Genomic DNA, 21,920 nt, shown 5'->3' on the forward strand with positions numbered 1-21,920 from the left:
TGAGCCTGGGCGAACTCCTATGAATAGCACAGACGAGCACTGGTGCGATGTCCCGCAGGACCGCAGGTTTTAATTGGCGTCAGCCTCAGCTCAAGCCACTGGTGGCTCTGGCGGAACAAGCGGCATTCAGCCGCCCGCCTTTTAAAAAGATGCCTGGGCATCACCTATTTTTAGCTCGCGCAGCGCCGTGGGAATAGCAACCTACACTTGCCCCACCCTTATTGCACAGACGAGCAATGGTGCGACGTCTCGCAGGGCCGTAGGCATTTGTTAGGGTTAAGGATAGCAGGGGTATTTCTGATGCGAAGCAAGGACCGAAGCCCCGAATAGCCTGGCCGAATGGCAACCCCCTAAACATTCATTTATTATTATTTAAAAAAAGACCAGATCCTTGTATCTTTCAAACGCTAAAACATCAAACACTAATAGTATGAACCTTAAAAATATGGATCGGAGTCGGGTACCCGTAAGGGCCTGGGGCTTATATCAACGTTGTTTGGTGTGCCTAGCAGCTCCGGTCCACCACATATCATTATGGCTAAAACATCAAAAACGTTCACCATCCAGTACAAACTGGCAAACATGGATCTTTCCAGTCTAAAGAGATTGATCCAAGAAATCAAATCAATTACCGGTCTAAAACCTGATAAGATCTTGGATTCGGAAAACAATCCGGTTCACCCTTAAACCTTGCCCTGCCATTTGGTAGGGCTTTTTTCTGTCCTTTCTGGAAATGACCCACCGAAATACTTTAGCCTAACTAATAGGCAATAGGTGGATACGATTGTTAAAAAAGAGTTTGTCAGAAGAATTTTGGAAGACGAGGCAAGCAGGTTTGAGAAAAACCAGGGCTTGGCCATGCGTAAAATTTTAACTTTTCACACTGGCCAGACTGAATCATCTAGGATTTTTAAAGTAGAGACAGCTGATAATTTCGACGGCAAACTGACTATGAAGCATCTGGCTCGTCAGCGCTTTTTGGACATCAAAAGAAAAAAACGAAGCCGAAAGTCCAGACGGCTAAGGACCACTCAATACCCCATCCACAATCGATTTGTTTTTGGTCACTTCTACTCCATAGCCAACCGACTAATGGTGGACTTTACTAATGAGGTAGCTGAAGGGATCAAACGTGACCTTAAACTACCGTAACCATGGGTAAAAAACTGAGAGATGAAGACCTAGTACTGAACATCATTGTCAATGGTGATCAGGGGAAAAAGGAAATCGGAGAACTCGAACGATCGATCAAAGACACAAATTCTGAACTCCGTGCTTTGGAGCGCCAGCAAAAAGCTCTTGCTCAACAAAATAAAAAAGACACAAAGGAATATAAGGCCGTCACTGCAGCGATCAAGCAGAAAAACCATGCTATTTCCCTTGCAGAATCCAGGTTAAAGCAACTCCGCTCTGAAATGGATATCAATACCATGTCAGCTGCAGATCTGAGGCGAGAGATGAACAGGATCCGAAGACTTCGGGATATTGCCCCTCCTCTGACCGAAGAATGGAAAAAGCATGATGAAAGACTTACTCAAGTTACTACTCGGTACAATGAGCTTACAGGAAGAGCACAGCGTACCGGTATGAGTATTCAGAATCTAGCTGGAAAATTCAACCACTACATCGGCGTGATTACTGCAGGCCTTGCAACTTTTTATGGAGCTATCTCAGGAGTAAGAGCTGCCATTACTGCTTATGCAGAATTTGATGACAAGGTAGCTGATGTCATGAAAACCACCGGTATGCTTAAAGGTGAAGTCCTCGAAATGAATGAAAGCCTGAAATCTCTCGATACCCGTACTGCACAAGAGGACCTTCTTGGTCTTGGTAGAGTAGCTGGTAAGCTTGGTATAGAAGGCCGGGAAAATGTGGAAGGCTTTATCCGATCTGCAGATAAAATTGTGGTCGCTCTGAAAGAAGATCTGGGTGGAGATGTCGAGGACTCTATCAATGCTGTCGGTAAGCTAGTTGATATTTTCAAAATTGATGAAGAGGTTCCTTTGGAATCTGCATTGCTCAAAGTTGGTTCCGCGATCAACGAATTGGGAGCTGCATCGACGGCTAATGAGGGTTTCCTGGTTGAGTTTACCAAGCGCACTGCAGGTATGGCTCCATCTGCAAGAATCAGCATTACCGAGATCTTGGGATTAGCTGCTACCTTGGATCAATTGGGACAAACTTCTGAAGTCTCATCTACGACATTCAATAACCTTATTCCCAAGATGTTTACCAATACCGAAGCTTTTGCAAAGCTCGCCGGTATGACGATTGAAGACTTCACCAGGTTATTGAATGAAGATGCCAATGAGGCATTTATCCGGTTCCTGGAAGGAGTTCGGGGAAATAATTCAGGCTTATCTGAGATGATCAACAACATGGGTGACCTTGAGATAGATGGAGCTAGAGCTACTTCCGTGATTGCTGTTTTGGCAAACAATACCGAAACACTCAGACAGCAACAGGATTTGGCGAATGTTTCATTTGCAGAGGGGACCTCGTTGACCGATGAATTCAACGTCAAGAATGAAACTGCAGCTGCCAAGCTGGAGAAAGCTAGAAAAGGGCTTCAGGCCATGGTTGTGGAGCTGGGAGAAAAGCTCATGCCGGTGATGACCATGTCCACCTCAGGATTCTCTTATTTCGTCCGGATTCTAACCAGCGCATTAGACTTTTTTATGCAAAACAAGACGGCAATTCTTAGCCTGGTGTCTGCGGTCGTAGCCTACAATGCAGTGGTGTTCATTCAGAATAAGCAAACTCAGGCCAGTATTCTACTGGCAAAGGCTAAGATTTTTTGGGACAATGCTCAGCTGATCGCTACTCAACTGCTGGCAGCTGCTCAGATGCTTTTAACTGGTAACCTCAAAGGGGCTGCCCAAGCCATGCGAATTGTCAATAGTGTAGCCGCAGCGAATCCTTATGCAGCAGTTGCTGCTTTGGTGATTGCTCTTGGAGTAGCTGTATATAACTGGTCCAAATCTCTTACTGCAGCCGAGAAAGCCCAGCGAGCGGTAAATGATATTTCGAGAGATGCTGAAAAATCAGTCATCAGAGAACGTCTTGAGATTGAAAAACTCATTGCTATTGCCCAGGATAAAACTCGCTCTGATGAGGAAAGGCTCATTGCACTTCAGAAACTCAATGATATTTCTCCCAAGTATTTTTCAAACCTTGATCTGGAAACTGTCGGTACTGAAGCTGCCAAAAAAGCTACTGATGAATATATCGAATCATTAATTAGAAAAGCCAGGGTACAGGCGGCTGAGGAAAAGCTTGTAGAGCTCGAGAAAAAGAAACTGGACCTTGCCAAAGACTCTACTGATTTGAGCTTTTGGGAAAACCTTCAGGCCTTTGTTGTTGGTAAATCAAACGTGATATCCTCCAAATTAACTGAAGGTGCAAATGAAATCCGAGAGCAAGAAAAGCTTTTGACTGCCTTCATCAAAGAAAACACCGATCGCCCTGATTTAAACCTGAATACTAATTCGAGCAGTAGCGGAGAATCAGCCGAGCAAATCACCACCATACAAAGTCTGAATGAGCAGCTTAAGAAGCTCCAGGAAGCACGTGAAAAAATCAATGTAGCAGACACTGAATCACTCCGCAAAAATGCGGAAGAGCAAAAGCGCATCCAGGATGAGTTGGCCAAGTATCAGATTCAGACTACATCGAAGGTTTCCAAAACTAAAGCAGATCAAACTTCCAAGGAGGAAAAAGAGGCAGAGGCATTATTTCAGAAGCAGCAAGAATACCAGCAGCAGGTTTTGGAATCGCAGCTTTCCTTTATCGATCAGGAAAACATAGCCCATCAGCGACGCCTCGAGCAGGCAGGTTTGGCTAGTAAGAACCGAGAAGAAATGACTGCTCAGGAACTCGAGGTTTTGAAAGCCCTTCAGCTGCAGTATTACGATAATCTCAGTCATATTGACGCCCAAGCCATGCAAAAGGCTTTGGATAAGAAGCAATATGCTTTCGAGCGAGAGCTGGAAGCACTGCGGATTTCCCACAATGAGCAATTCAAGGAAATTAAAACCATGGCTCAGGCTAGAGCCATTCTGGAAGACGAGCTTTCGGCAGATGCTTTGGCAGGTCTGCGTAATATGCGTGATGCCCAGAGGGAAATCGATAAGAAGTTCCAGAGAGAGGAAGAAGAGCTGATGCGTCAGCACTTGGAAGGTCTTCAGGCCGAGCTCGAGCAATCTATAGCAACAGGCACCTTTCAGGGAATTGATCTAGCTGATCAGGTGCTTTCGGATGAGGAAGTGCAGCTCTTAGAGGAGAAACTTGCACAGGTTAAGCTACTTCTTTCTGAAATCGGATTGGGTTCCGGTACTGAAATCGCCGAAGACCGTGGCCTGAGAGCCCGTAATGTAGACATCCTTGGTTTTGCCCCTGAAGAATGGGACATCTTCTTTGAGCGCTTAGAATCAGGTAAGACCGGTATCAATGAGCTGGTCATGGGGGCACAAGCCATGATCTCCGCCTATGCCCAATACGCTTCTTTTGTGAATGCCGGGGAGCGGCGTGAGCTCGCGGAGTTTGAGAAGTCCAATGAGAAGAAGAAACAGGCCCTGAAGTCCCGTCTGGATCAGGGTTATATCTCACAAAACCAATATACCCAGCAGGTGGCCGCACTCGATGCGGACCTGGAAAGAAAGAAGGCGGAGCATGACCGCAACGCGGCAAAGCGTGAGCGCAACGTTGCCTTAATGTCCGCCATCGTCAATACGGCTTCGGCGATCGCTGCTGCCTTACCCAATGTTGCCCTCTCGATCATAGTCGGTGCTATGGGGGCTATGCAAATCGGTACTATCATGCGGACTCCACTTCCGGAGATTCCCGGAGCAGAAGACGGAGGATTCTTGGATGTGGTCCGATCTCAGGATGGTCGGCGCTACCGTGCCCGAAAAAAGCCCAATCACCGGGGCTATGTGGATAGCCCGACAGTTATCACCGGGGAGTCGGGACGGGAGTTTGTCGCATCCAATGAGGCGGTCAATAATCCCACCGTGGCACCCGTACTCGATGCGATTGACACGGCGCAGCGCCTGGGACAGATCTCATCGCTTAATCTGTTCCGTGTCCTGGAAGAAAACCGGGAGCTCCGCAGATCCATACCCGGAAGGCAGAAAGGAGGTCGGCTCTCTTCCGATCTTCCGGAGGCCTCCCCTTCGGGATCGGGTCTCGGCATGGGACTATATCCGGAGATGATGGCCCTGATCAAGTCGAACACGAAGGCGATCAATCAGCTCAATGAGCGGCTTCGAAGACCGATCGCCGCGGATGTGAGCATCACCGGCAAGCGAGGACTCGAGGAGCGGCAGAAGGAATTGGAGGTTATTCGTAAAAACGCCTCACTATGAGTGTATATATCAAAGTAAACGGACGAAAGCTGGATCTTCCGCTGGACTTCAATGTGGAGCTGGTCATAGAGAACCCGATTCTTATTCAAAACAGGACACCTTTTCCCTATACCACCAGCTTTGATTTCCCGCTGACTGAGAATAACCGCAAAGTCTTTGAGCACCCGGACCGGGTCAACCTGGCCAATCGATCCTGGGAATATTCCGGATCAGTGATGGGAATGAGTGCCTTGGTACTATACTATGGCTCGCTGATCATTCAAGAAATTGGTGGAAAACTCAAAGCTAATTTTCAGGCGGTAGACAATCTGGCTAAAGCCCGTCAGCCGATGAATGAGCTGGATCTAGGCCGATACGAATTCGGTGAAGCGGACTTTGAGCATCGGACGGAGGACTTTCCCGGAGTCGGACAGCCTCGGTACAATTACGGCTTGCTATTCTTTGAAGCACATCAGAATCAGCATGTCTTTACTGCCGCTCCGATCCGGCAGAGCGGTAGTAGAGAAACCCGCTCCTTTGACGGCACAGAGCTCTTTGTCAACATACTTTTCGGACAAAATAATTTCTTCAATGCCTGGGCATTTATCGGGGGAAATGATACCCGACTCAAGGAGAATATCGTTCCCGGTGAGCTGGCGATTCCCACCCATACGGTGATGTATCCGCAGATCCGGCTTTCGGAGCTCTTCAAGATCGTGCTGGATCTGCCTGATGAAGAGAATCCTTTCCTTGATGAAGAGCTGTCCAAGCTGGTCTTGACAGCGCACTATCATCCCAACTTCCGCGATGATATTGTGATCAAGTGGAAGGGGATTTTGGTGGACAATGACTATACAAACCCTTCCTCTCCGGCTGAGGAGTTGTATTTCAATCTTGGGACCTTTCAATCGACTGTCACCGCGGCAGATGTACTGCACTCGGCCATGAATATGTTTTGCATGACGCTGTTCCGCATCCAAGACGGACCGACTACCCGCTTTCAGATCAAATACAACCGGGATCTGATCAATGATGAAAGCTTTCAGGATTGGAATTCCCAATTGGCCTCTAGGTTGGTGCTTTCGCGAGAACCAGCACAAAACTATGTCTATGGCTATCAGGAATTCTCAGAGAAGCGACCTGAGATCGATCCGGAGTTTGTTCTTGGGACGATACAGGAGCTCCTCGATGCGCCAGTGGATCCGGACACGCTGGAGCAGGTGTATTATATCCAGACCACCCGGCAGCTGATTCTGAAGAAGCAAAGCCTCTATTGGGATGCGGATCCTCAGCTCAATAAGTACAGCTATGAGGTGAAGAATCACGGCCTCTTTGGCTCGGTGGCCAAGGACGGCTTTGATATTTCCGTTCCTATGGGCCCCTTGCAGATGGTGCCTTCAGACAATCTCCAGGACTTTCGGAATTCAGATTCACCAGTGGATCTCTTTCCACTCTATCAGCCCCTTTTCTCGGGATCCAAAGATCCTAGCTACAAGCCTTCGATCATGCTCTATCAGGGCCTGACACCTAATGGTAGCTTTGGCAACGAACTCGTGGATTATCCCTATCTGTCTTATCACAACTATGCTCCCACCGGTATTCGGATGGGAGAGCTTTCCCTGGCATGGGAAGGGGCTGATGGATTGATTTTCAACTTTCACAAGCAGTTCAAGGAATGGGTGGAGCGGGATCGGCTTCGGGCCTTTGGCAATCTCATCTTTACGGCCAGTCAGATCAAGCGGATCGACGCGCGAAAGAAAGTACTGCTCCGGGGTAAGCTCTGGTGGATCGAGAAGCTGACGATTCCCATCGGCAAGGATGAAGTCTTTCTTGCACAATGCGAACTCATCGAGGCTCCGATACCAGGTGAGGGTCAGCCTAGCTACTCCGACGGATCAGTCTGGGAGCCAGGATCCAGTGCGCCCGTACCGCCTACCGGCACTTGCTACACCATCACGATTGACACGCTGACTTTTGATCCGATCACAGACGACTTTGATATACAGATCAGGCGACCTGCCGGAAGCCTGCTCACGCAAAACTACCTACTCTATGACCAGTTTCAGGACGGAGATGACACGCTCATTGTGGTCTGCTCCGAAATCACACCGGTACTGATCCAGGGAGGAGAAGGTGTCGAGTCCGTCAATGGAGTCTCCATTTCGGTAGGAGGATCCTGCTCTGATGATGGAGATTGCATGCTATGATTTCTGTCCTTTCTGCAATTACCCACCTGAAGTACTTTGGAATCAAGTTTTCATACATGATCAGAGATTTCGTGCTTCATTCTATCCTACAAAAATCCGCAGAGCTAGCCCATGAGGTGGCCGACAAATCCCGATGGGGGATTTTCTTTGCCCCCATTCTTATTTTCATCGAGCGCTATATTTTTTCAGACTGGCCATTCCTGATTTGGCTTTTGGTTCTCATTGTTTTGGACACACTTCTAGGTTTTGGTTTTGCCGTTTCCAGAAGACAAGTATCTCCAGGAAAGCTTGCAGGTATTTTTATCAAGTTTGTCGTCTATGGATCACTGATGATACTCGGGCATGTGCTGGAAAACTTTAAAGTTTCGGATGAAGCTATGCCAGGAGGTTATTACTTCAAAATGGTGATCTATGCCGGAGTCATTATTGTCGAGGCGATCAGTATCATGCGAAACCTCGGAAAAATCAACAAAAAACTGGTGCCCAAATTTATCCTGAAGCGATTTGAGGGATTCAACGAATCCGGAGATTTCAATGAGCTGACCGGCAAGCCTGTGCCCAAGAATACCGACTTTCAATCTCCCCATGGAGATGATTTTTTAGAGCACATCGATCCGGAATACCGGAGAAAAGACGATCCCCGAAGACCTAATGACCAAGATCATGCAGCTGACTACTAATTTCAATTTATCCGAATTCCAGTGCAGATCAGGCGCTCCCATGCCTGACCAGGTATTGAACCACCTTCATTCATTGGCGATGGCACTTCAGATCATTAGGAATGAGTTGAAGGCTCCAATTACCATCACATCAGGATACCGATCTCCAGAGCATAATTCTAGAATCGGAGGAGCCCAAAACTCCATGCACATACAAGGCAAAGCAGCCGATTTTAAAGTCTATGGAAAAGACCCTAGAGCGGTAGCCGCGATTATTGAGCGATTGATTTCTGAGGGAAAGATTCCTCAAGGTGGGCTAAAGGCTTACAGATCATGGGTTCATTATGACATCAGGGGGGTCAGAGCACGATGGTGATCAGGGCGAGAAATCTATTCCTGCTCTGCATTCCCCTGTTCTTTTGGGCCTGCGGAGCAAAGCAGACTATCACCGGCGTGGAGCGTGTCTATCGGGACACGACTATCATCGTGGAGAAGCTCGTGCCGATTGAGGTACCGGGATCTACGATCCAGTCACCGACTATCAATATCGATTCGCTGGTCACCTTACTTCGGAGCGGAGTAGATCCCAAAGTGATCGAGCGAACGCTCATCCGGGAAGATCCCGAAACCAAACTGAAGGTCGGGATACTCATCGATGAGATGGGCAACCTGACCGCATTGTGTGAGCAGCAGGAGCGGATAATTGAGACGCTTCAGCGCGAAATCACACGCCTGCAGTCTGAATATGAGCGGGTGACGGTAGAGGTCTCTAAAACCTGGATCCAACAGCTCTGGCATGACTTTAAGCAGCTGATCATCGGAGCATTGCTCCTGATAGCATTTCTGACTATTCGAAAATTTCTTACCTAAACTTCATACACCATGAAAAACCTGATTACCAAAATCGCTTTGACCCTGCTGATAGCTTTGGCAGTGTCACCCATCCTGACCGGATGCAAGTCATCCAGTCTCGTCTCGGTCACCAAGACCGTGCAGCCTGCTTACCCGCTTTTGACAGCTCCGCTGGAGGTCAATGGGGCATCCGTGATGATCGATATCGAAGATACCGGTCAGCGTAGTGATGCAGCCTACCAGGCAGGACCTGAGGCTATCTCCATCATTTACTTTGAGTATGTGAAAGGGGTCAAATTTAAGGTCTTAGAAGACTATTCGGCCATCCCGGAAGGGAAAGTGGCCACTTCGCTAGGACCAGAAGAGATCTCCGAGTCTAAGAAGGGGGAGAAAGTCATTATCAAATATCCGCTATACTATCCAGACGGATCGAAGACACTCAAATTCAAACCACTCTACACCAGCAACTGATCGGATTAGATGGCCTTGACGATTCTTCAGCAGCCGCAGTCGCTGACCTTTGTCGGTAATATCCCCGAGCTAATTGTCCAGACGGACGGGCTCGGGATGACTGTCAATATCAGCAAAGGCACGACCCTTATCCTTGCCGAATATTACACGGCAGATGATTTGGGGCGTAGCCGGGTACTGCTGCGTGAATTCTTGGACGAATACCTTCACTTGGATCTTCCTGGTGAAGTGGATCTCTATGAGCAGACCCGCTCATTTGACACCTTTACCGTGGAGATCATCTCCGGAGAATTCACCGAGGAAATTACCTTTACGGCCATCAAGGGCGGTTCCTCTACGCTGAATTTGGACTGTGCATCCTTCCTGAAGGAATCCTGGCTCACCTGGCAGCCCCAAATTAAGAAGGTCAAAGATGTGCAAGTCGAATGGCTGAGCTTCTTTACCCAGCAGGCAGCTTTGGTTAAGATCAAGGGGTATTTCCCTGGAGGGACCTCTGAGACCAAAACACTGCACAACCTAGCTACAGGTAAGCATTACACGATCAACATGATCTATTCCGATCTTCGGAATGAGTTTGTGGATCAACCCATCTACATCGACGTGTGGGTGGAAAATGACGGAGGAGAGGCCTTTTCGACTTATGTGCAGCGCTATGTGCTTACGGATGAGTTTTTTGAATGGGATGATTTCTTCCTGTTTAAAAACTCGGTCGGCGGTTTGGATACCATCCGTCTCACGGGTGAGCGTGAGTCTACCAATCCCATCGAAGTCGACGCAGCACTGTTCGATGATGAATATGAGCGGGACTATCAGGTCAATCCCCGATTAGCCTTTGAGAAAAACACAGGCTTTTTTCGCAGTCGGGCGGAGCTACTTTGGGCGATGGATTTCTTCCAGTCAAAGGAAAAGTATTTTCTCCTTGAAGAAGCCTTTACCGAGATCCGGCTGCTCAATCCTGAGTTCAACGCTCCAGAGAATACACTGACAAGTCTGGAATTCAAATTCAGCTATACCCGCCAGACGATTTACCTCAGTCTTTTTAAAAAAAAAAGTCCCCTCATTGATCCAGTGATCATCGGACCGGGGGATGATGATTTTTACCTGCCTCCGAATATTGGCGAATTCCCCCAGCAAAGCGATCCTTCTGGATTGCTTTTCCCAGTGCAAAAGCCCGGTACTCCGGGCTGGTTTTTCATAAACTGGGAAAACATTCTGGCGGATATTTTGGAGAATATCCCTTCCGGGAATCACAACGAGTTGGCCGGCCTACAGGGAGGAGATTCTCCAGAAGGAGAATACTTTCACCTAACCGCTGAGGAGCTGCAGAAGGTGAAGGATCTTCAAGATCCTGCTCCTGTGGATGGTGTTTCGCAGACCGGCACGGTCTCATTCAACAGTCCGACTGATGTGGATGTGGATGGATGGAAGTGGATTATCGGAGGTGTCGAGTATGTCGGCGGCGAAAAAAACCTGCCAAGCATCACCGGGACGCCTTCTGATTACAGCCGTATTGACTATGCGGTAGGCGATGTGAATGGCGATGTGATCTGGGTAACTGGCCCTGAAGATCCTGATCAGCTCATTGATCCTGCTATCCCGGCAGGTACTATCCTACTTGCTCGGGTGATTCGTACTCCGTCTGGTGACAACACTCCAGAAGTCACTCCGGAGGATCTCAGCGACTTCGTCTCCAAATCGGCCACCGGTACCGAGATCATGCAAGGGAGTCTGGCTATCGGATCCCTATCCGATCCAGACAATCCATCCAACCTGATTCAGGTAGATACCAATGGAAAGATCATCATCGTACGAGCGGACCGATACGGTTCCTTTGCAACACGAAACTTGGCTGTAGGATTCTCCCGTCTTGCCCGAATCAATACGGTAGTATCCGGAGGCCCTGCGATTCGTGACTATCAGTTCAAACTTGATGTGCTGGCCACCTTGGATGGGGATGTCACACAGCGAGGGGAGCTGTATTGTGCCTTGATTAATGACGGCACGGGCGCTTATGTAAGTAGTGTACTAGAAGTATCCGGATCTCTTGATCCGGCAGTTTTTACTTTAGTGAAAGTCTCTGCCACAGAATACGATCTGTTTTATCAGCATCTTGATTCAAAGGCTATTCTTATTTACAGACCATTTGCTCTAGGTCCAGCTGATAGATATTTATTCTATCGGAGAGAGGCAATTATTCCAAGCCTTCCTCCTGGAGACCAGTATTATTTTAGCCTCTTCATTTGTCCTTTCGATATCGATGGAGGATCTGCAAATTCGGTCTATCTAACAAGTCAAATCATTGATGGGGGCAATGCCCAATCCTTTCAGCCATGAGTCACAGAATAAAACTTAGAAGAGACCGGAAATCATTCTGGGAATCGGGAGATCCAATCTTGGCAGCTGGGGAAATAGCATATCTCCAAGCTAGTAAGGAGTTGAAAGTAGGAGATGGGATAACACCATTCAGTCAGTTGCCTAAGTACATCAATGAAGAAATCCACTACCTAGTCAAAGAGGCGGATCAGGAAATGATACTAAATGCAGTATTGACTCCGGATGCAGAATTGACTTCTCCTATTCTATCTGCCAATTCTATTTATCGAGTTGAAATACAGCTTATGACATCTGGAAGATCAACAGGCGGATTTCGATTCCAAGTACAGAGATCCGGGCTGAGCGATGCAGAATTTAACTATGCAGGGGATCTTGATAATAATGGTGCGATCACGCTGGATTTTGGATCAACAATAAGCATAAATATTTCATCCACAAGAAGGCTAGGATACTTTGTCGGGCTGCTCCATGTCAAATCAGATCCTGGATCTCTCATTTTGAGTTGGTCCCAAACAACAGCAAGCGACGTATCTCCTCTCACTACACTACACGCAGGTTCCAATATGATTTTAAGAAAAATAAACTAATACCATTATGTCACACAGAATCCAACTAAGAAGAGACAAAGCGGCCTTTTGGGCCCAAGCAGATCCGGTACTAGCACAAGGCGAACTAGCCTGGTCCACCGATACCGGAGAATTGAAAATTGGGGATGGAACTACTCCTTGGAGCGAGCTACCAAATATCTTAGCTGGCAATAATCAATCTCCATCTGATGGGATTGTTTTCAAAGACCCATTGGAGGATAACTGGGTTTTTGAACATCCTTATCCGGCAAGCACAGAAAGCTCCGGAGGTCCAGCCAGCGGAGGAATTTCCTTTGATGATTCAGATCCGGAGAATGTCACCGAAATTCAAATCTCAAAAGAATTCGCTGGCCAGATTGGATCTGATGCGACAGAGATTGTGACATATTTTTCAATTCACAATATCATTGCAGTCCACGACCTCACTAGAGGCGGAGTTGCTCTCTTTTTGGTAAACAGCGGGCTAGAAGATCGAGCAGGCCATCTGATGCTTTATGTGGACTTCATAGGGCATCAAGAAAACAATCCCTTGGGCACGCTTGACGGAACCACAGGAGCGATTGATATTACTCTGGGGATGGCTTACAGAGTTCAAAATGGAGTCCGAGTTTGGCAAAGAGCATTTGTAGATTTTCCATTTTGGGATAATATGTCTGAGTATGAGCCAAATACTTTCTACTATGTGAATCATGAGGCAGGTGACGACGATGAGTATGAATACAGACAGCTATTTTTCTCGGCAGATGGACTGGAGGCAACATCAATTACACCGCAAATTTCTCAAGATACGTTAATTATCAAAATGCGGGGTGATACTGAGAATGAGGAGCCAGAGGACGTATATTACAATGAAGATTCGGATAGAGCTGCTGCACTTAAAGCTATTATCAAAAGTTCCGATGGCTTTTATAAAACCGCTATTGATTTAGGAGGATCTCCTCAAAACAGCATCCTTTTCAAACATGGAGGAGCCATTGAAGAATCAAGAGTGATATTTGCATTCACAGGATCAGCAGCTGCTCAATCTGAGACTTTTCCTGAAATATTTGTCCACAACAGTACATCAACAAATAATAGACTGGATCGAGAATGGATGGACAACTTGGAATTTGCCTTTATAAACAAGTCAGACTCCACAGTTATTTTGGATCCGGCAAATGCCGGGATCGCTGATCTTCCTTCTGTAGCTTATGTATCTATCACATTTGACAAGGTTTACACCTTGCTGCCAGGGGAATTTGTTCTACTCAGATACGATCATGATTCTGAAATATTCAGACAAGAGAAGCAAGCTGGGGGAAATGGAATTTCACAAGCAGATCTCGATAACGCAGTAGCTCCACTAGCCGTGATCCCCAAGCCGCTTTCTGTCCCTATCGGGTTCCCTGCGGAGGTCACTCATACAGGGACAGGGTGGGAGCCTTTCTCCCAGCTGGGAGCGATCCCTGCAGATGTAGTGACTCAGATCAATGCAGGGACTTCCATGGTGCTTGAGATCAACTTGGATTACTATATTAAGCCTAACGGCACTCAGCCTTTGGTCAGGCTAAAAATGGGCAATATCGAGGTAAAACTTCCATCAGGAAATATTCCGGGAGTGGATTCGTTCCTGTACTTCCATGGCATGGTAACGCTCTTTATCAGCAAGCCTGGGGCTGATTTACAGATCAAAGCGATGACTCGATTCCGTTCCTATGAATCATTTGCCGGAGGAGCCCTGCAGGATGATTTGGTTTACTTCCCTGGAGACTACCTGGGCAATGACGATTATACTTCCACGGGAGGACTGGCTACTGATGGAGCTTGGAATGCGACTGATCCCTGGATCCAGTTCAATGCAGATCTTGGAATCAAGGCCGGCTTGGAAAAAGTATCCGGGCAGTATGCCTTGGCATTCTAAAAAGTGAAATCGGCTCTCGGGCCGATTTTTTCGTTTTGGAAAATAAGTATTAATTGATCTAAACGATAAATAATAGTTAAAATTTTCTCTTATTTTGTGCCATGAATTTATTAAAATACATCCTTCTATTTACAGTAATTATCTCTTTTTCATCTTGTGAGAAAAAACAGGAGACCTTGTCACCAACTTTCGAATATGAATTATCGAAAGAAAAATCTGACTCAATAAAAAAATTTGCAGAAGAAATAATTGAATTATCTAAGAAAAGAGCTGTTGATTATGCCATTCAATTTTCGGGCTCTAAAGAAATTTCGCCGAATATTTTTTTTAAACAAGCTGAAAATATCGAAATAACTAATTTGGATATAGTAAATCGATCTGTCTCTTCTCATTCAAGAAATATTCTTAGGGAGATATCAATAAGAAATTTGAATAAAGAAGATGTAAGGGAAGTCTTATTTGATTATGAAAAGTACGCAACAAACGGAAACCTAAAATCTTCTGGAAGCTTCATTGTTGATAAGTTCAGTGAAATAGGATTAGTTGACTTTGGGGTTTCACATTTCTATAGGCTAAAATCTGGTCGAACGGAAAGTATAAGTACTGATATAATCAAGGATTTTCCTGAATTTAGAGAAGGTGAAACTTTAATATTAAAAATCAATTCAATTAAGATAATAGACGAAGAGGCCTTAAAAAAACAACGTGAAGAGAGAGAAAGAAGGAGGTTAGATTATTTTAACGGTGACGAATTCTTTTGATTGGAATAGATTAAACTGCCGTTATATCTTTAGTTTTTTATTTTTAAGTTCCCTCAAGCATTCCTGAAGCTTGATTTCATTCCCCTTGTCAAGATAAGAAATTGCTGCCAGACATAGTTCTTTTAGTTGACGACCCTTAGCCAAGCGTTCATAAGGAAGCTTTTGATTCGTCAGTCCTATCTTTCGAATCTTCATCCTGATTCGCTCTTCAAGCTTCACTAGCTCCGCCCTTAGCTGCTCTTCTTCGATTGTCAATCTCCTTGTCAAAGTCATGGATACATAATAAACAATTCTTTTAATGTGAATAGCAAAAATCTATTAACTAACTGAAAACTACCCAGTTTATGGGATTTTTTACAGAGTTTTTTAGTCGAAATTTGGAGGTTCTTTTTTGTTAAACTAAACCATTTCATCCCCTATGAAAAATGATGAGCAACTGGTGAAGGCAGTTAAAAACTTCTTTGAACTTAACTCACATCTATGCCACGAAGCGATGATGCTAGAACTATCATGCATCCGTGACATGATTCCACAGATCGCATGTAAATGCCATCCACATGAGGATCTTCAGATCACTTATCATCTAGTGGACACTTTAATTCAATTTATACACGATTGCAAGGAAATACCAGCCTAGGAATCTAAGAGCCTGATCTTTTCTAATTTATTGGATCAGGTCTCTTATTTTAACTTTTTCATCTCCTCCCTTAATCTAGCTTCATCCACATGGGTATATTCCAGTGTAGTCTGTATCTTCTCATGCCCCATCAGCTCTTTTACCACCTCGACCCCTATTCCTTTTCGTAGCGATTCTGTCGCAAATGTATGTCTGGCGACGTGTGTAGTGAGGTTTTTCCGGATACCACAGATCTCAGCGATATCCTTCAGGGTCCGGTTGGTTACCTGCTCTGTGACAGTATTGAATAGCTTCCCCTTTTCATTATGAATTAGCCGAAAATGCTCCTCGATCAGCGGTATCTTAACGAGCTTTTCTCTTCTTCTGGTTTTGAAAGGGACAAATACCAGCATGTCGCCGAGAATATTTTTCCAAGATACGCGCTGCACATCTGAAAATCGCAGTCCTGTGATGCAGGAAAATAGGAAATGGCCTAGAATCCTGACGTGATGATCAGGCGTGCTGGATTTCCAATAGTACTTTTTCAATGCCTGCAGCTCTTCCGGTGCCAAATAGGTCTTTCGGTTTTCATATTTGGGCATGGTGTACTTGGAGATACTCTCCAGGTTGACCGAGATCCCAGCCTGATCAGCCCTCCTTGCATAGGTGGTCAGCGTTTTGATTACCCTCCAGGCTGATGATATCCTGATTCCCCCTTTGGTAGTGAGCCAGGCCTGCAGGCTTTCGAGAAAATCTTTGTTGATCAAGCTGAAGGGAATTTCAGACTTGAATTTTCGGATCTTGTTAAGCGAACTGAGATCATTTCTATAGGTCTGATTTGCGATTTTGAAGGCAGCATACCGATCCTTCACGTCCTGTTCAGCCCAAACGAGGAAATCTTTTTTAGCCCCATAGCGGCGATATTCTTTTTGAAACTGCTCAATGGTCAGATTCATATCCGAGTGTCGATAGAACATGAATATCTCATTGATCTTGGCCATTTCTTTATCGGCCTCCATGTTGAGGTCGTTTGCGAGCTGATCCCCACGATACCTGGGCAGGAACTTTCCCCTAGAATTATCAAAAAATCCAACCGGCCAGGAGACCTTCAAAGGCACAGTAGTTCGCTTGGATTCGATAATTACCTGAAGATAAACAGAGGCTTCCCCTGACTTATTTGCCCGATCAAAACGGATTCGGCATGAAACAGAAGCTCTCATGCCCGGGGCAAGTTTTGTGTGAAAAATTGGAGAAAAGCGGGGTTTTGAAACCCCGCTAATAGTTGATTTTGGCATGCTGGTGAAATTTTGTGTGAAACAAAAATCACCGCATACATCACAGATGGCCCGATTTCTCGGGTAATTGTACCAGGAGCGGGAATCGAACCCGCACGGCCTAAAGGCCACAAGATTTTAAGTCTTGCGTGTCTACCTATTCCACCATCCCGGCTTGCTCTATCTTGCAATAGAGAATTATCATGGTCTTGAAACAAGAAAGCCCTTGAATCAAGGGCTTTTGAGCGAGAGACGAGATTCGAACTCGCGACCCCGACCTTGGCAAGGTCGTGCTCTACCAACTGAGCTACTCTCGCTTTTTTGAATGCTAACCCTTTCGATTAGCCGATTGTGGATGCAAAGGTACGCCTACTTACGATTTTTGCAATATTCAAGAGTGGAATTTTTTTTGAAAAATCGAAAAATTCAATCTCCGATTCCTTAAAACTCGTAGGACCCAATAATTTTGAGCATTTCACCGACGTTTTTTGCCCCTAACTTTCTAAGGATATTCTTCCGATGGGTCGCTACAGTATTGACTGAAATATTCAATTTATCGGCTATTAGCTTAGAAGAAAGCCCATCCAATATAAATTGCACAACCTCCTTTTCCTTATTGCTAAGCTTAATTTTCTTTTTCTCGGGAGCACTTTTTGTCACCAATACCCGGGTGCCATCATCCTGTGTATAAGAATAGGTCCAATCATAACTATTTACCTTGGGCGGGGTATGAAGCTCAAAGATGATATGTAAATCCATCGCAAAGTTACCAGCCTTATCTATAAAGTACGGCCGAACCTTCGCCATCATCCACTTTATCTCCCTAGTGGTACGATGTACCCATCTGGTGGTGTAAGAAAACTCAAAGGTGTGCCTTTCTGCTAAAGACAATTGATGGAATTGGTCAAATACGATCTTCTGGAATTTAAACATCTCTTCCCTGTCTTCGGGATGAAGCATCGTGAAGGATACTTCCATTCCTTTCTTTCGGAAAATTGATTCAGGATAGCCTGTAATTCTTTCTACTTCACCCGTGAAAAAAGCAAGGTTTAAATTTCGATAATCAAAACAGGCAATAACCAAACCTTCTCGAATCCCAATATTTTTACTGAGGGCTTCAAGCTCTTCCATCAACCTTTTTTCATTCGGATGGGCTTTAAACTCCTGCTCAGCCCAATTCTGAAAAAATTTGGTATACTGATCCTGTTTCTTAAGGTCTTTTAGAAATACTTTATCCATACTTTTCATATGAATCGGCTTAATTAATGTAATTATAACTATTAAAAATCAATCGAGTTTTTTCTTGACCTCATGGAGTTTCAGTAAAGCTTCTATTGGGGAAATGGAATTAATATCCACTTGGTCCAAGAGTTCCTTTGCTTCCTTGAACTTAGGGTCCATTTCAAAAAGATTGAGTTGATAGTTGTTTTTCGGTACTGATTTAAGATTTTCCTTGCCTTTCTGAAGTGCTTTGTCTTTTTCCAAATGACCCATAATCTCAGAAGCTCTAAGGACAATGGGATTTGGCATTCCGGCCATTTGAGCCACATGGATACCAAAACTATGCTCACTTCCTCCTGGCTTCAATTTACGCATAAAAATCACTTTATTTCCTACCTCTTTCACCGACACGTTGAAGTTTTTTATTCTCGGAAAGTCTTCCGTTAGCTGATTGAGCTCATGATAATGCGTCGCAAACAGCGTCTTGGCCTTAAAAGTCGGGTGATTATGTAAATACTCGACAATAGACCAGGCAATGGAAATCCCATCGTATGTGGAAGTTCCCCTTCCAATTTCATCCATCAAGACCAGACTGCGTCCCGAAAGATTGTTCAAAATACTGGCTGTTTCGGTCATTTCAACCATAAAGGTCGATTCTCCCTTTGATAGATTATCAGAGGCGCCGACGCGGGTAAAAACCTTGTCTATGATTCCTATTCGCGCAAAAGAAGCCGGCACAAAACTTCCCATCTGAGCCATCAATACCACCAATGCTACCTGACGGAGCAAGGCCGACTTACCCGCCATATTTGGACCGGTAATGATCAAAATCTGCTGACTATCGTGATCAAGGTAAATATCGTTGGGGATATAATCCTCTCCAGGAGGAAGCTGTCTTTCGATTACTGGATGTCGACCATCCTTGATTTCCAGCGTATCCGTATCAGCAATTTTTGGCTTGACGTAATTATTGGTCAATGCCACCTGAGCAAATGAAAGCAAGGCATCCAGTGTCCCGATTACTCTTGCATTCTGCTGTATTTGCGTTACAAATTGAGCAGCCTCTTCCACAAGCAAAGTGAAGTACTTTTGCTCCAAAGCAATCATCCGCTCCTCAGCATTAAGGATTTTTTCTTCGTACTCTTTAAGTTCCGGAGTGATATAACGCTCCGCATTTACGAGGGTCTGCTTTCGGATCCACTCCTGAGGTACTTTATCCTTATGAGCATGAGTAACTTCAAGATAATATCCAAAAACCTTATTGAAAGCGATTTTCAGCGAAGTGATCCCAGTATTCTGAATTTCACGCTGCTGGATTTGGACCAGAAAATCCTTTCCCTTGGTGGCTAGATTTCGATATTCGTCCAATTCATTATCTACGCCGTCTTTGATGACTCCTCCTTGATGAATGAGCATAGGGGCATCTTCCTGAAGTTCCTTGTCGATTTTTTCCAAGAGGTAATCGCAAGGATAAATCTGATCTGCCAAACGCTTGAGCGTCGCATTTTTTTGGGATTTCAAAAGCTCCTTTACGGGTAAAGTTGCTTTGAGTGCCCGTTTGATTTGATTCATTTCCCGAGGGTTCGCTCGACCAACTACCACCTTGGAAATCAATCGCTCCAAGTCCCCGATCATTTTAAGTTGACCGATGATCTCTTCAATCAAATGGGGGTTTTGGACAAAAAAATCGACCACATTTTGGCGTTCTTCGATAGGAGCCTTTTCTTTCAAAGGCAGAACCATCCACTTCTTCATCATGCGTGAACCCATCGGAGTGACTGTCTGATCCAAAACCTGAATCAAAGGAACGCCTCCCTCATGCTGTGGAAAAACCAATTCAAGGTTACGGATGGTAAACTTGTCCAGCCAAACGTATTTTTCCTCCGCAATTCTTGAAATAGCAGAGATGTGTTGGATTTCCTTATGCTCAGTTTCCTCGAGGTAATGCAAAACAGCTCCTGCGGCCACTGTTCCCATTTCAAGCTCTTCGATACCAAAGCCTTTCAGGTTTGCTGTACCAAAATGATTTTTCAGCTTTTCATATGCAAAGTCATATTGGAAAACCCAGTCCTCACAGTGAAAGGTGATAAAATCGTTTTTGAAAAGATCAGAAGCTTGATTTCTTGCCGTTTTAGAAAAAATAATCTCCGAAGGAGCAAAGCTTTGGAGGAGTTTTTCCACATAGGAACTACTTCCTTCTGCGCACATAAATTCACCGGTAGAAACATCCAAGAAAGCCAGCCCATGCTTTTCCTTTCCAAAATGAATAGAGGCCAAATAATTATTCTTCCGCGTGTCAAGAACTTGGTCATTATAGGAAAGCCCTGGAGTTACCAGTTCGGTGACCCCTCTTTTCACAATGCCCTTGACTGACTTGGGGTCTTCAAGCTGATCACAAATGGCAACGCGATTTCCTGCTCGCACCAGCTTTGGGAGGTAGTTATCCAAAGAATGATGGGGGAAGCCAGCAAGCTCTATATGTGAAGCCGCCCCATTGGCACGCTTGGTCAGGACTATATCCAGTACCTTGCTAGCCGTAACCGCATCTTCACCAAAGGTTTCATAAAAGTCCCCCACCCGAAAAAGCAGCAAGGCTCCGGGATGCTTTGCTTTGATCGCATTATACTGCTTCATCAAGGGTGTTTCCTTACCATCTTTGGACTTACTCATACCTGCTGGTGAATTCTGTTAAATTTGGGGATTGAAATAAAGCTGAAAATAATCCATAAGCAAGGTAGATCAAAAAAGATGAAGAAATTAAGTATGGAAGAACTCGATCGGCTGTCGGTTGAGGAATACAAAGAGACGAAGAAATCACCAATCTGTCTGGTATTGGATAATATTCGAAGCCTCAATAATGTGGGTTCGGCATTCCGAACCGGAGATGCTTTTAGAGTTGAGAAAATCTACCTTTGCGGAATTACCGGAAAGCCACCTCATCGGGATATTCAAAAAACTGCGCTCGGAGCCACAGAATCCGTTGAGTGGGAATATTGCCTCAATACCCTTCAAGCCATACACAAAGTCAAAGCTGAAGGATATCAAATCTTTGCTTTTGAGCAGGTTGATCAGTCCACATACCTCAATGAATTTGAGCCTGACCGAAATGGAAAATATGCCCTGATTTTCGGAAATGAAGTCTTTGGAGTGGAAGACGATGTACTAAAAGAATGTGATCAAGTACTTGAAATACCCCAACTTGGCACCAAGCACTCCTTGAATATCTCAGTCACACTTGGAATAGCACTTTGGGATTTGATGGTTAAACTCAGGCAATTCAATCAATAAATCGATAGCGGATTCCAAAAGTGCCTCTCAAATAATCAAAATCACCGACGATGGGAGCTAATTCAAAATGAAAGCCGAAATCCTTTCGCGCAAAAGGAAAGGCATTTACACCAATAGGAATAACTAGTCCATCAATATCACCAACTCTTCCTCCAAAGCCACCATAAACTTCTACATTCTCTTCTTTCATAATCAGGAGGTTCGCGACTAGCTCCACGTCAAAATCGGTCAAAAAATCATTGGTGCCTAATCGAAATTCCGGTACAAATCGCTCTCCAAATTGATTATTGATCCCAATAAAAGGCAAGGTTCCATGATGATAAGAAACTGTAACTTGAGAAAAGACTAGACTAGAAAATAGGCTAAAAACGAGAATTAAAAAAGTTTTTTTCATTGTGTAAAATT

The 21,920-nt window shown here is 45.1% G+C and carries 17 protein-coding genes and 2 tRNA genes; 12 read left to right on the plus strand and 7 right to left on the minus strand.

Annotated features, from left to right (window positions below; genetic code table 11):
- Positions 1-774 precede the first annotated feature (774 nt).
- The 11 genes from G457_RS0108960 (at position 775) to G457_RS0109010 (ending at position 15,116) form a co-directional block, all read left to right on the plus strand.
- Complete coding sequence (locus tag G457_RS0108960; RefSeq protein WP_026946180.1) at positions 775-1,152, plus strand: hypothetical protein; 378 nt, start codon at positions 775-777, stop codon at positions 1,150-1,152.
- Between the two features lie 2 nt (positions 1,153-1,154).
- Positions 1,155-5,366 carry a phage tail tape measure protein gene (locus G457_RS0108965; protein ID WP_026946181.1) on the plus strand — a complete coding sequence of 1,404 codons (4,212 nt, stop codon included), beginning with the start codon at positions 1,155-1,157 and terminating at the stop codon, positions 5,364-5,366.
- Positions 5,363-7,552, plus strand: coding sequence for a hypothetical protein (locus G457_RS0108970; protein WP_026946182.1), 2,190 nt, complete (start codon positions 5,363-5,365; stop codon positions 7,550-7,552). Before G457_RS0108965 ends, G457_RS0108970 begins: the two co-directional genes overlap by 4 nt.
- A gap of 56 nt (positions 7,553-7,608) precedes the next feature.
- Complete coding sequence (locus tag G457_RS0108975; RefSeq protein ID WP_211230225.1) at positions 7,609-8,232, plus strand: phage holin family protein; 624 nt, start codon at positions 7,609-7,611, stop codon at positions 8,230-8,232.
- Positions 8,216-8,587 (plus strand): YcbK family protein, encoded by a 372-nt coding sequence (locus G457_RS0108980; protein ID WP_051260781.1) that lies wholly within the window; start codon positions 8,216-8,218, stop codon positions 8,585-8,587. Before G457_RS0108975 ends, G457_RS0108980 begins: the two co-directional genes overlap by 17 nt.
- Complete coding sequence (locus G457_RS0108985) at positions 8,581-9,081, plus strand: hypothetical protein (protein ID WP_026946185.1); 501 nt, start codon at positions 8,581-8,583, stop codon at positions 9,079-9,081. Before G457_RS0108980 ends, G457_RS0108985 begins: the two co-directional genes overlap by 7 nt.
- Positions 9,082-9,093: 12 nt before the next feature.
- A complete protein-coding gene (locus G457_RS0108990) occupies positions 9,094-9,534 on the plus strand; it encodes a hypothetical protein (protein ID WP_026946186.1) in 441 nt (146 codons plus the stop codon).
- Positions 9,535-9,543: 9 nt separating this feature from the next.
- On the plus strand, positions 9,544-11,868 hold the full coding sequence (locus tag G457_RS0108995) for a hypothetical protein (RefSeq protein ID WP_026946187.1): 2,325 nt from the start codon (positions 9,544-9,546) through the stop codon (positions 11,866-11,868).
- Positions 11,865-12,455, plus strand: a complete 591-nt coding sequence (locus G457_RS0109000; RefSeq protein ID WP_026946188.1) for a hyaluronate lyase N-terminal domain-containing protein — start codon at positions 11,865-11,867, stop codon at positions 12,453-12,455. The genes G457_RS0108995 and G457_RS0109000 overlap by 4 nt, the downstream gene beginning before the upstream one ends.
- 7 nt (positions 12,456-12,462) lie before the next feature.
- Positions 12,463-14,355, plus strand: coding sequence for a hyaluronate lyase N-terminal domain-containing protein (locus G457_RS0109005; RefSeq protein ID WP_026946189.1), 1,893 nt, complete (start codon positions 12,463-12,465; stop codon positions 14,353-14,355).
- Between the two features lie 176 nt (positions 14,356-14,531).
- Positions 14,532-15,116 carry a hypothetical protein gene (locus G457_RS0109010; RefSeq protein ID WP_155847125.1) on the plus strand — a complete coding sequence of 195 codons (585 nt, stop codon included), beginning with the start codon at positions 14,532-14,534 and terminating at the stop codon, positions 15,114-15,116.
- Between the two features lie 21 nt (positions 15,117-15,137).
- On the opposite strand, the gene G457_RS0109015 is transcribed toward G457_RS0109010, so the two are convergent.
- From G457_RS0109015 to mutS, 6 genes are all read right to left on the minus strand, one after another.
- Positions 15,138-15,389, minus strand: coding sequence for a hypothetical protein (locus tag G457_RS0109015; RefSeq protein WP_026946191.1), 252 nt, complete (start codon positions 15,387-15,389; stop codon positions 15,138-15,140).
- A 408-nt stretch (positions 15,390-15,797) separates the two neighbouring features.
- On the minus strand, positions 15,798-16,952 hold the full coding sequence (locus G457_RS0109030) for a site-specific integrase (protein WP_162142698.1): 1,155 nt from the start codon (positions 16,950-16,952) through the stop codon (positions 15,798-15,800).
- A gap of 145 nt (positions 16,953-17,097) precedes the next feature.
- A tRNA-Leu gene (locus G457_RS0109035) sits at positions 17,098-17,181 on the minus strand.
- Positions 17,182-17,250: 69 nt separating this feature from the next.
- Positions 17,251-17,323: transfer RNA gene (locus G457_RS0109040), tRNA-Gly, on the minus strand.
- A 124-nt stretch (positions 17,324-17,447) separates the two neighbouring features.
- Complete coding sequence (locus G457_RS0109050; RefSeq protein WP_026946194.1) at positions 17,448-18,245, minus strand: LuxR C-terminal-related transcriptional regulator; 798 nt, start codon at positions 18,243-18,245, stop codon at positions 17,448-17,450.
- A gap of 48 nt (positions 18,246-18,293) precedes the next feature.
- A complete protein-coding gene (gene mutS, locus G457_RS0109055) occupies positions 18,294-20,897 on the minus strand; it encodes a DNA mismatch repair protein MutS (protein ID WP_026946195.1) in 2,604 nt (867 codons plus the stop codon).
- 78 nt (positions 20,898-20,975) lie between these two features.
- Between mutS and G457_RS0109060 the strand changes: the two genes are divergently transcribed.
- A complete protein-coding gene (locus tag G457_RS0109060) occupies positions 20,976-21,515 on the plus strand; it encodes an RNA methyltransferase (RefSeq protein ID WP_026946196.1) in 540 nt (179 codons plus the stop codon).
- On the opposite strand, the gene G457_RS0109065 is transcribed toward G457_RS0109060, so the two are convergent.
- A complete protein-coding gene (locus G457_RS0109065; protein WP_026946197.1) occupies positions 21,505-21,909 on the minus strand; it encodes a hypothetical protein in 405 nt (134 codons plus the stop codon). The genes G457_RS0109060 and G457_RS0109065 overlap by 11 nt on opposite strands.
- Positions 21,910-21,920: the final 11 nt, after the last annotated feature.

The organism is Algoriphagus marincola DSM 16067, from assembly GCF_000429405.1.
Lineage (GTDB): Bacteria > Bacteroidota > Bacteroidia > Cytophagales > Cyclobacteriaceae > Algoriphagus > Algoriphagus marincola.

Excerpts from the sequence above, each read along its gene's own strand:
- G457_RS0108985 (WP_026946185.1), top strand. The coding sequence starts at position 8,581 with ATGGTGATCAGGGCGAGAAATCTATTCCTGCTCTGCATTCCCCTGTTC.
- G457_RS0109005 (WP_026946189.1), top strand. The coding sequence starts at position 12,463 with ATGTCACACAGAATCCAACTAAGAAGAGACAAAGCGGCCTTTTGGGCC.
- G457_RS0108970 (WP_026946182.1), top strand. The coding sequence starts at position 5,363 with ATGAGTGTATATATCAAAGTAAACGGACGAAAGCTGGATCTTCCGCTG.
- mutS (WP_026946195.1), bottom strand. The coding sequence starts at position 20,897 with ATGAGTAAGTCCAAAGATGGTAAGGAAACACCCTTGATGAAGCAGTAT.
- G457_RS0109015 (WP_026946191.1), bottom strand. The coding sequence starts at position 15,389 with ATGACTTTGACAAGGAGATTGACAATCGAAGAAGAGCAGCTAAGGGCG.
- G457_RS0109030 (WP_162142698.1), bottom strand. The coding sequence starts at position 16,952 with ATGAGAGCTTCTGTTTCATGCCGAATCCGTTTTGATCGGGCAAATAAG.
- G457_RS0108975 (WP_211230225.1), top strand. The coding sequence starts at position 7,609 with ATGATCAGAGATTTCGTGCTTCATTCTATCCTACAAAAATCCGCAGAG.
- G457_RS0109065 (WP_026946197.1), bottom strand. The coding sequence starts at position 21,909 with ATGAAAAAAACTTTTTTAATTCTCGTTTTTAGCCTATTTTCTAGTCTA.
- G457_RS0108995 (WP_026946187.1), top strand. The coding sequence starts at position 9,544 with ATGGCCTTGACGATTCTTCAGCAGCCGCAGTCGCTGACCTTTGTCGGT.
- G457_RS0109060 (WP_026946196.1), top strand. The coding sequence starts at position 20,976 with ATGAAGAAATTAAGTATGGAAGAACTCGATCGGCTGTCGGTTGAGGAA.
- G457_RS0108980 (WP_051260781.1), top strand. The coding sequence starts at position 8,216 with ATGCAGCTGACTACTAATTTCAATTTATCCGAATTCCAGTGCAGATCA.
- G457_RS0109050 (WP_026946194.1), bottom strand. The coding sequence starts at position 18,245 with ATGGATAAAGTATTTCTAAAAGACCTTAAGAAACAGGATCAGTATACC.
- G457_RS0108965 (WP_026946181.1), top strand. The coding sequence starts at position 1,155 with ATGGGTAAAAAACTGAGAGATGAAGACCTAGTACTGAACATCATTGTC.
- G457_RS0109000 (WP_026946188.1), top strand. The coding sequence starts at position 11,865 with ATGAGTCACAGAATAAAACTTAGAAGAGACCGGAAATCATTCTGGGAA.
- G457_RS0108990 (WP_026946186.1), top strand. The coding sequence starts at position 9,094 with ATGAAAAACCTGATTACCAAAATCGCTTTGACCCTGCTGATAGCTTTG.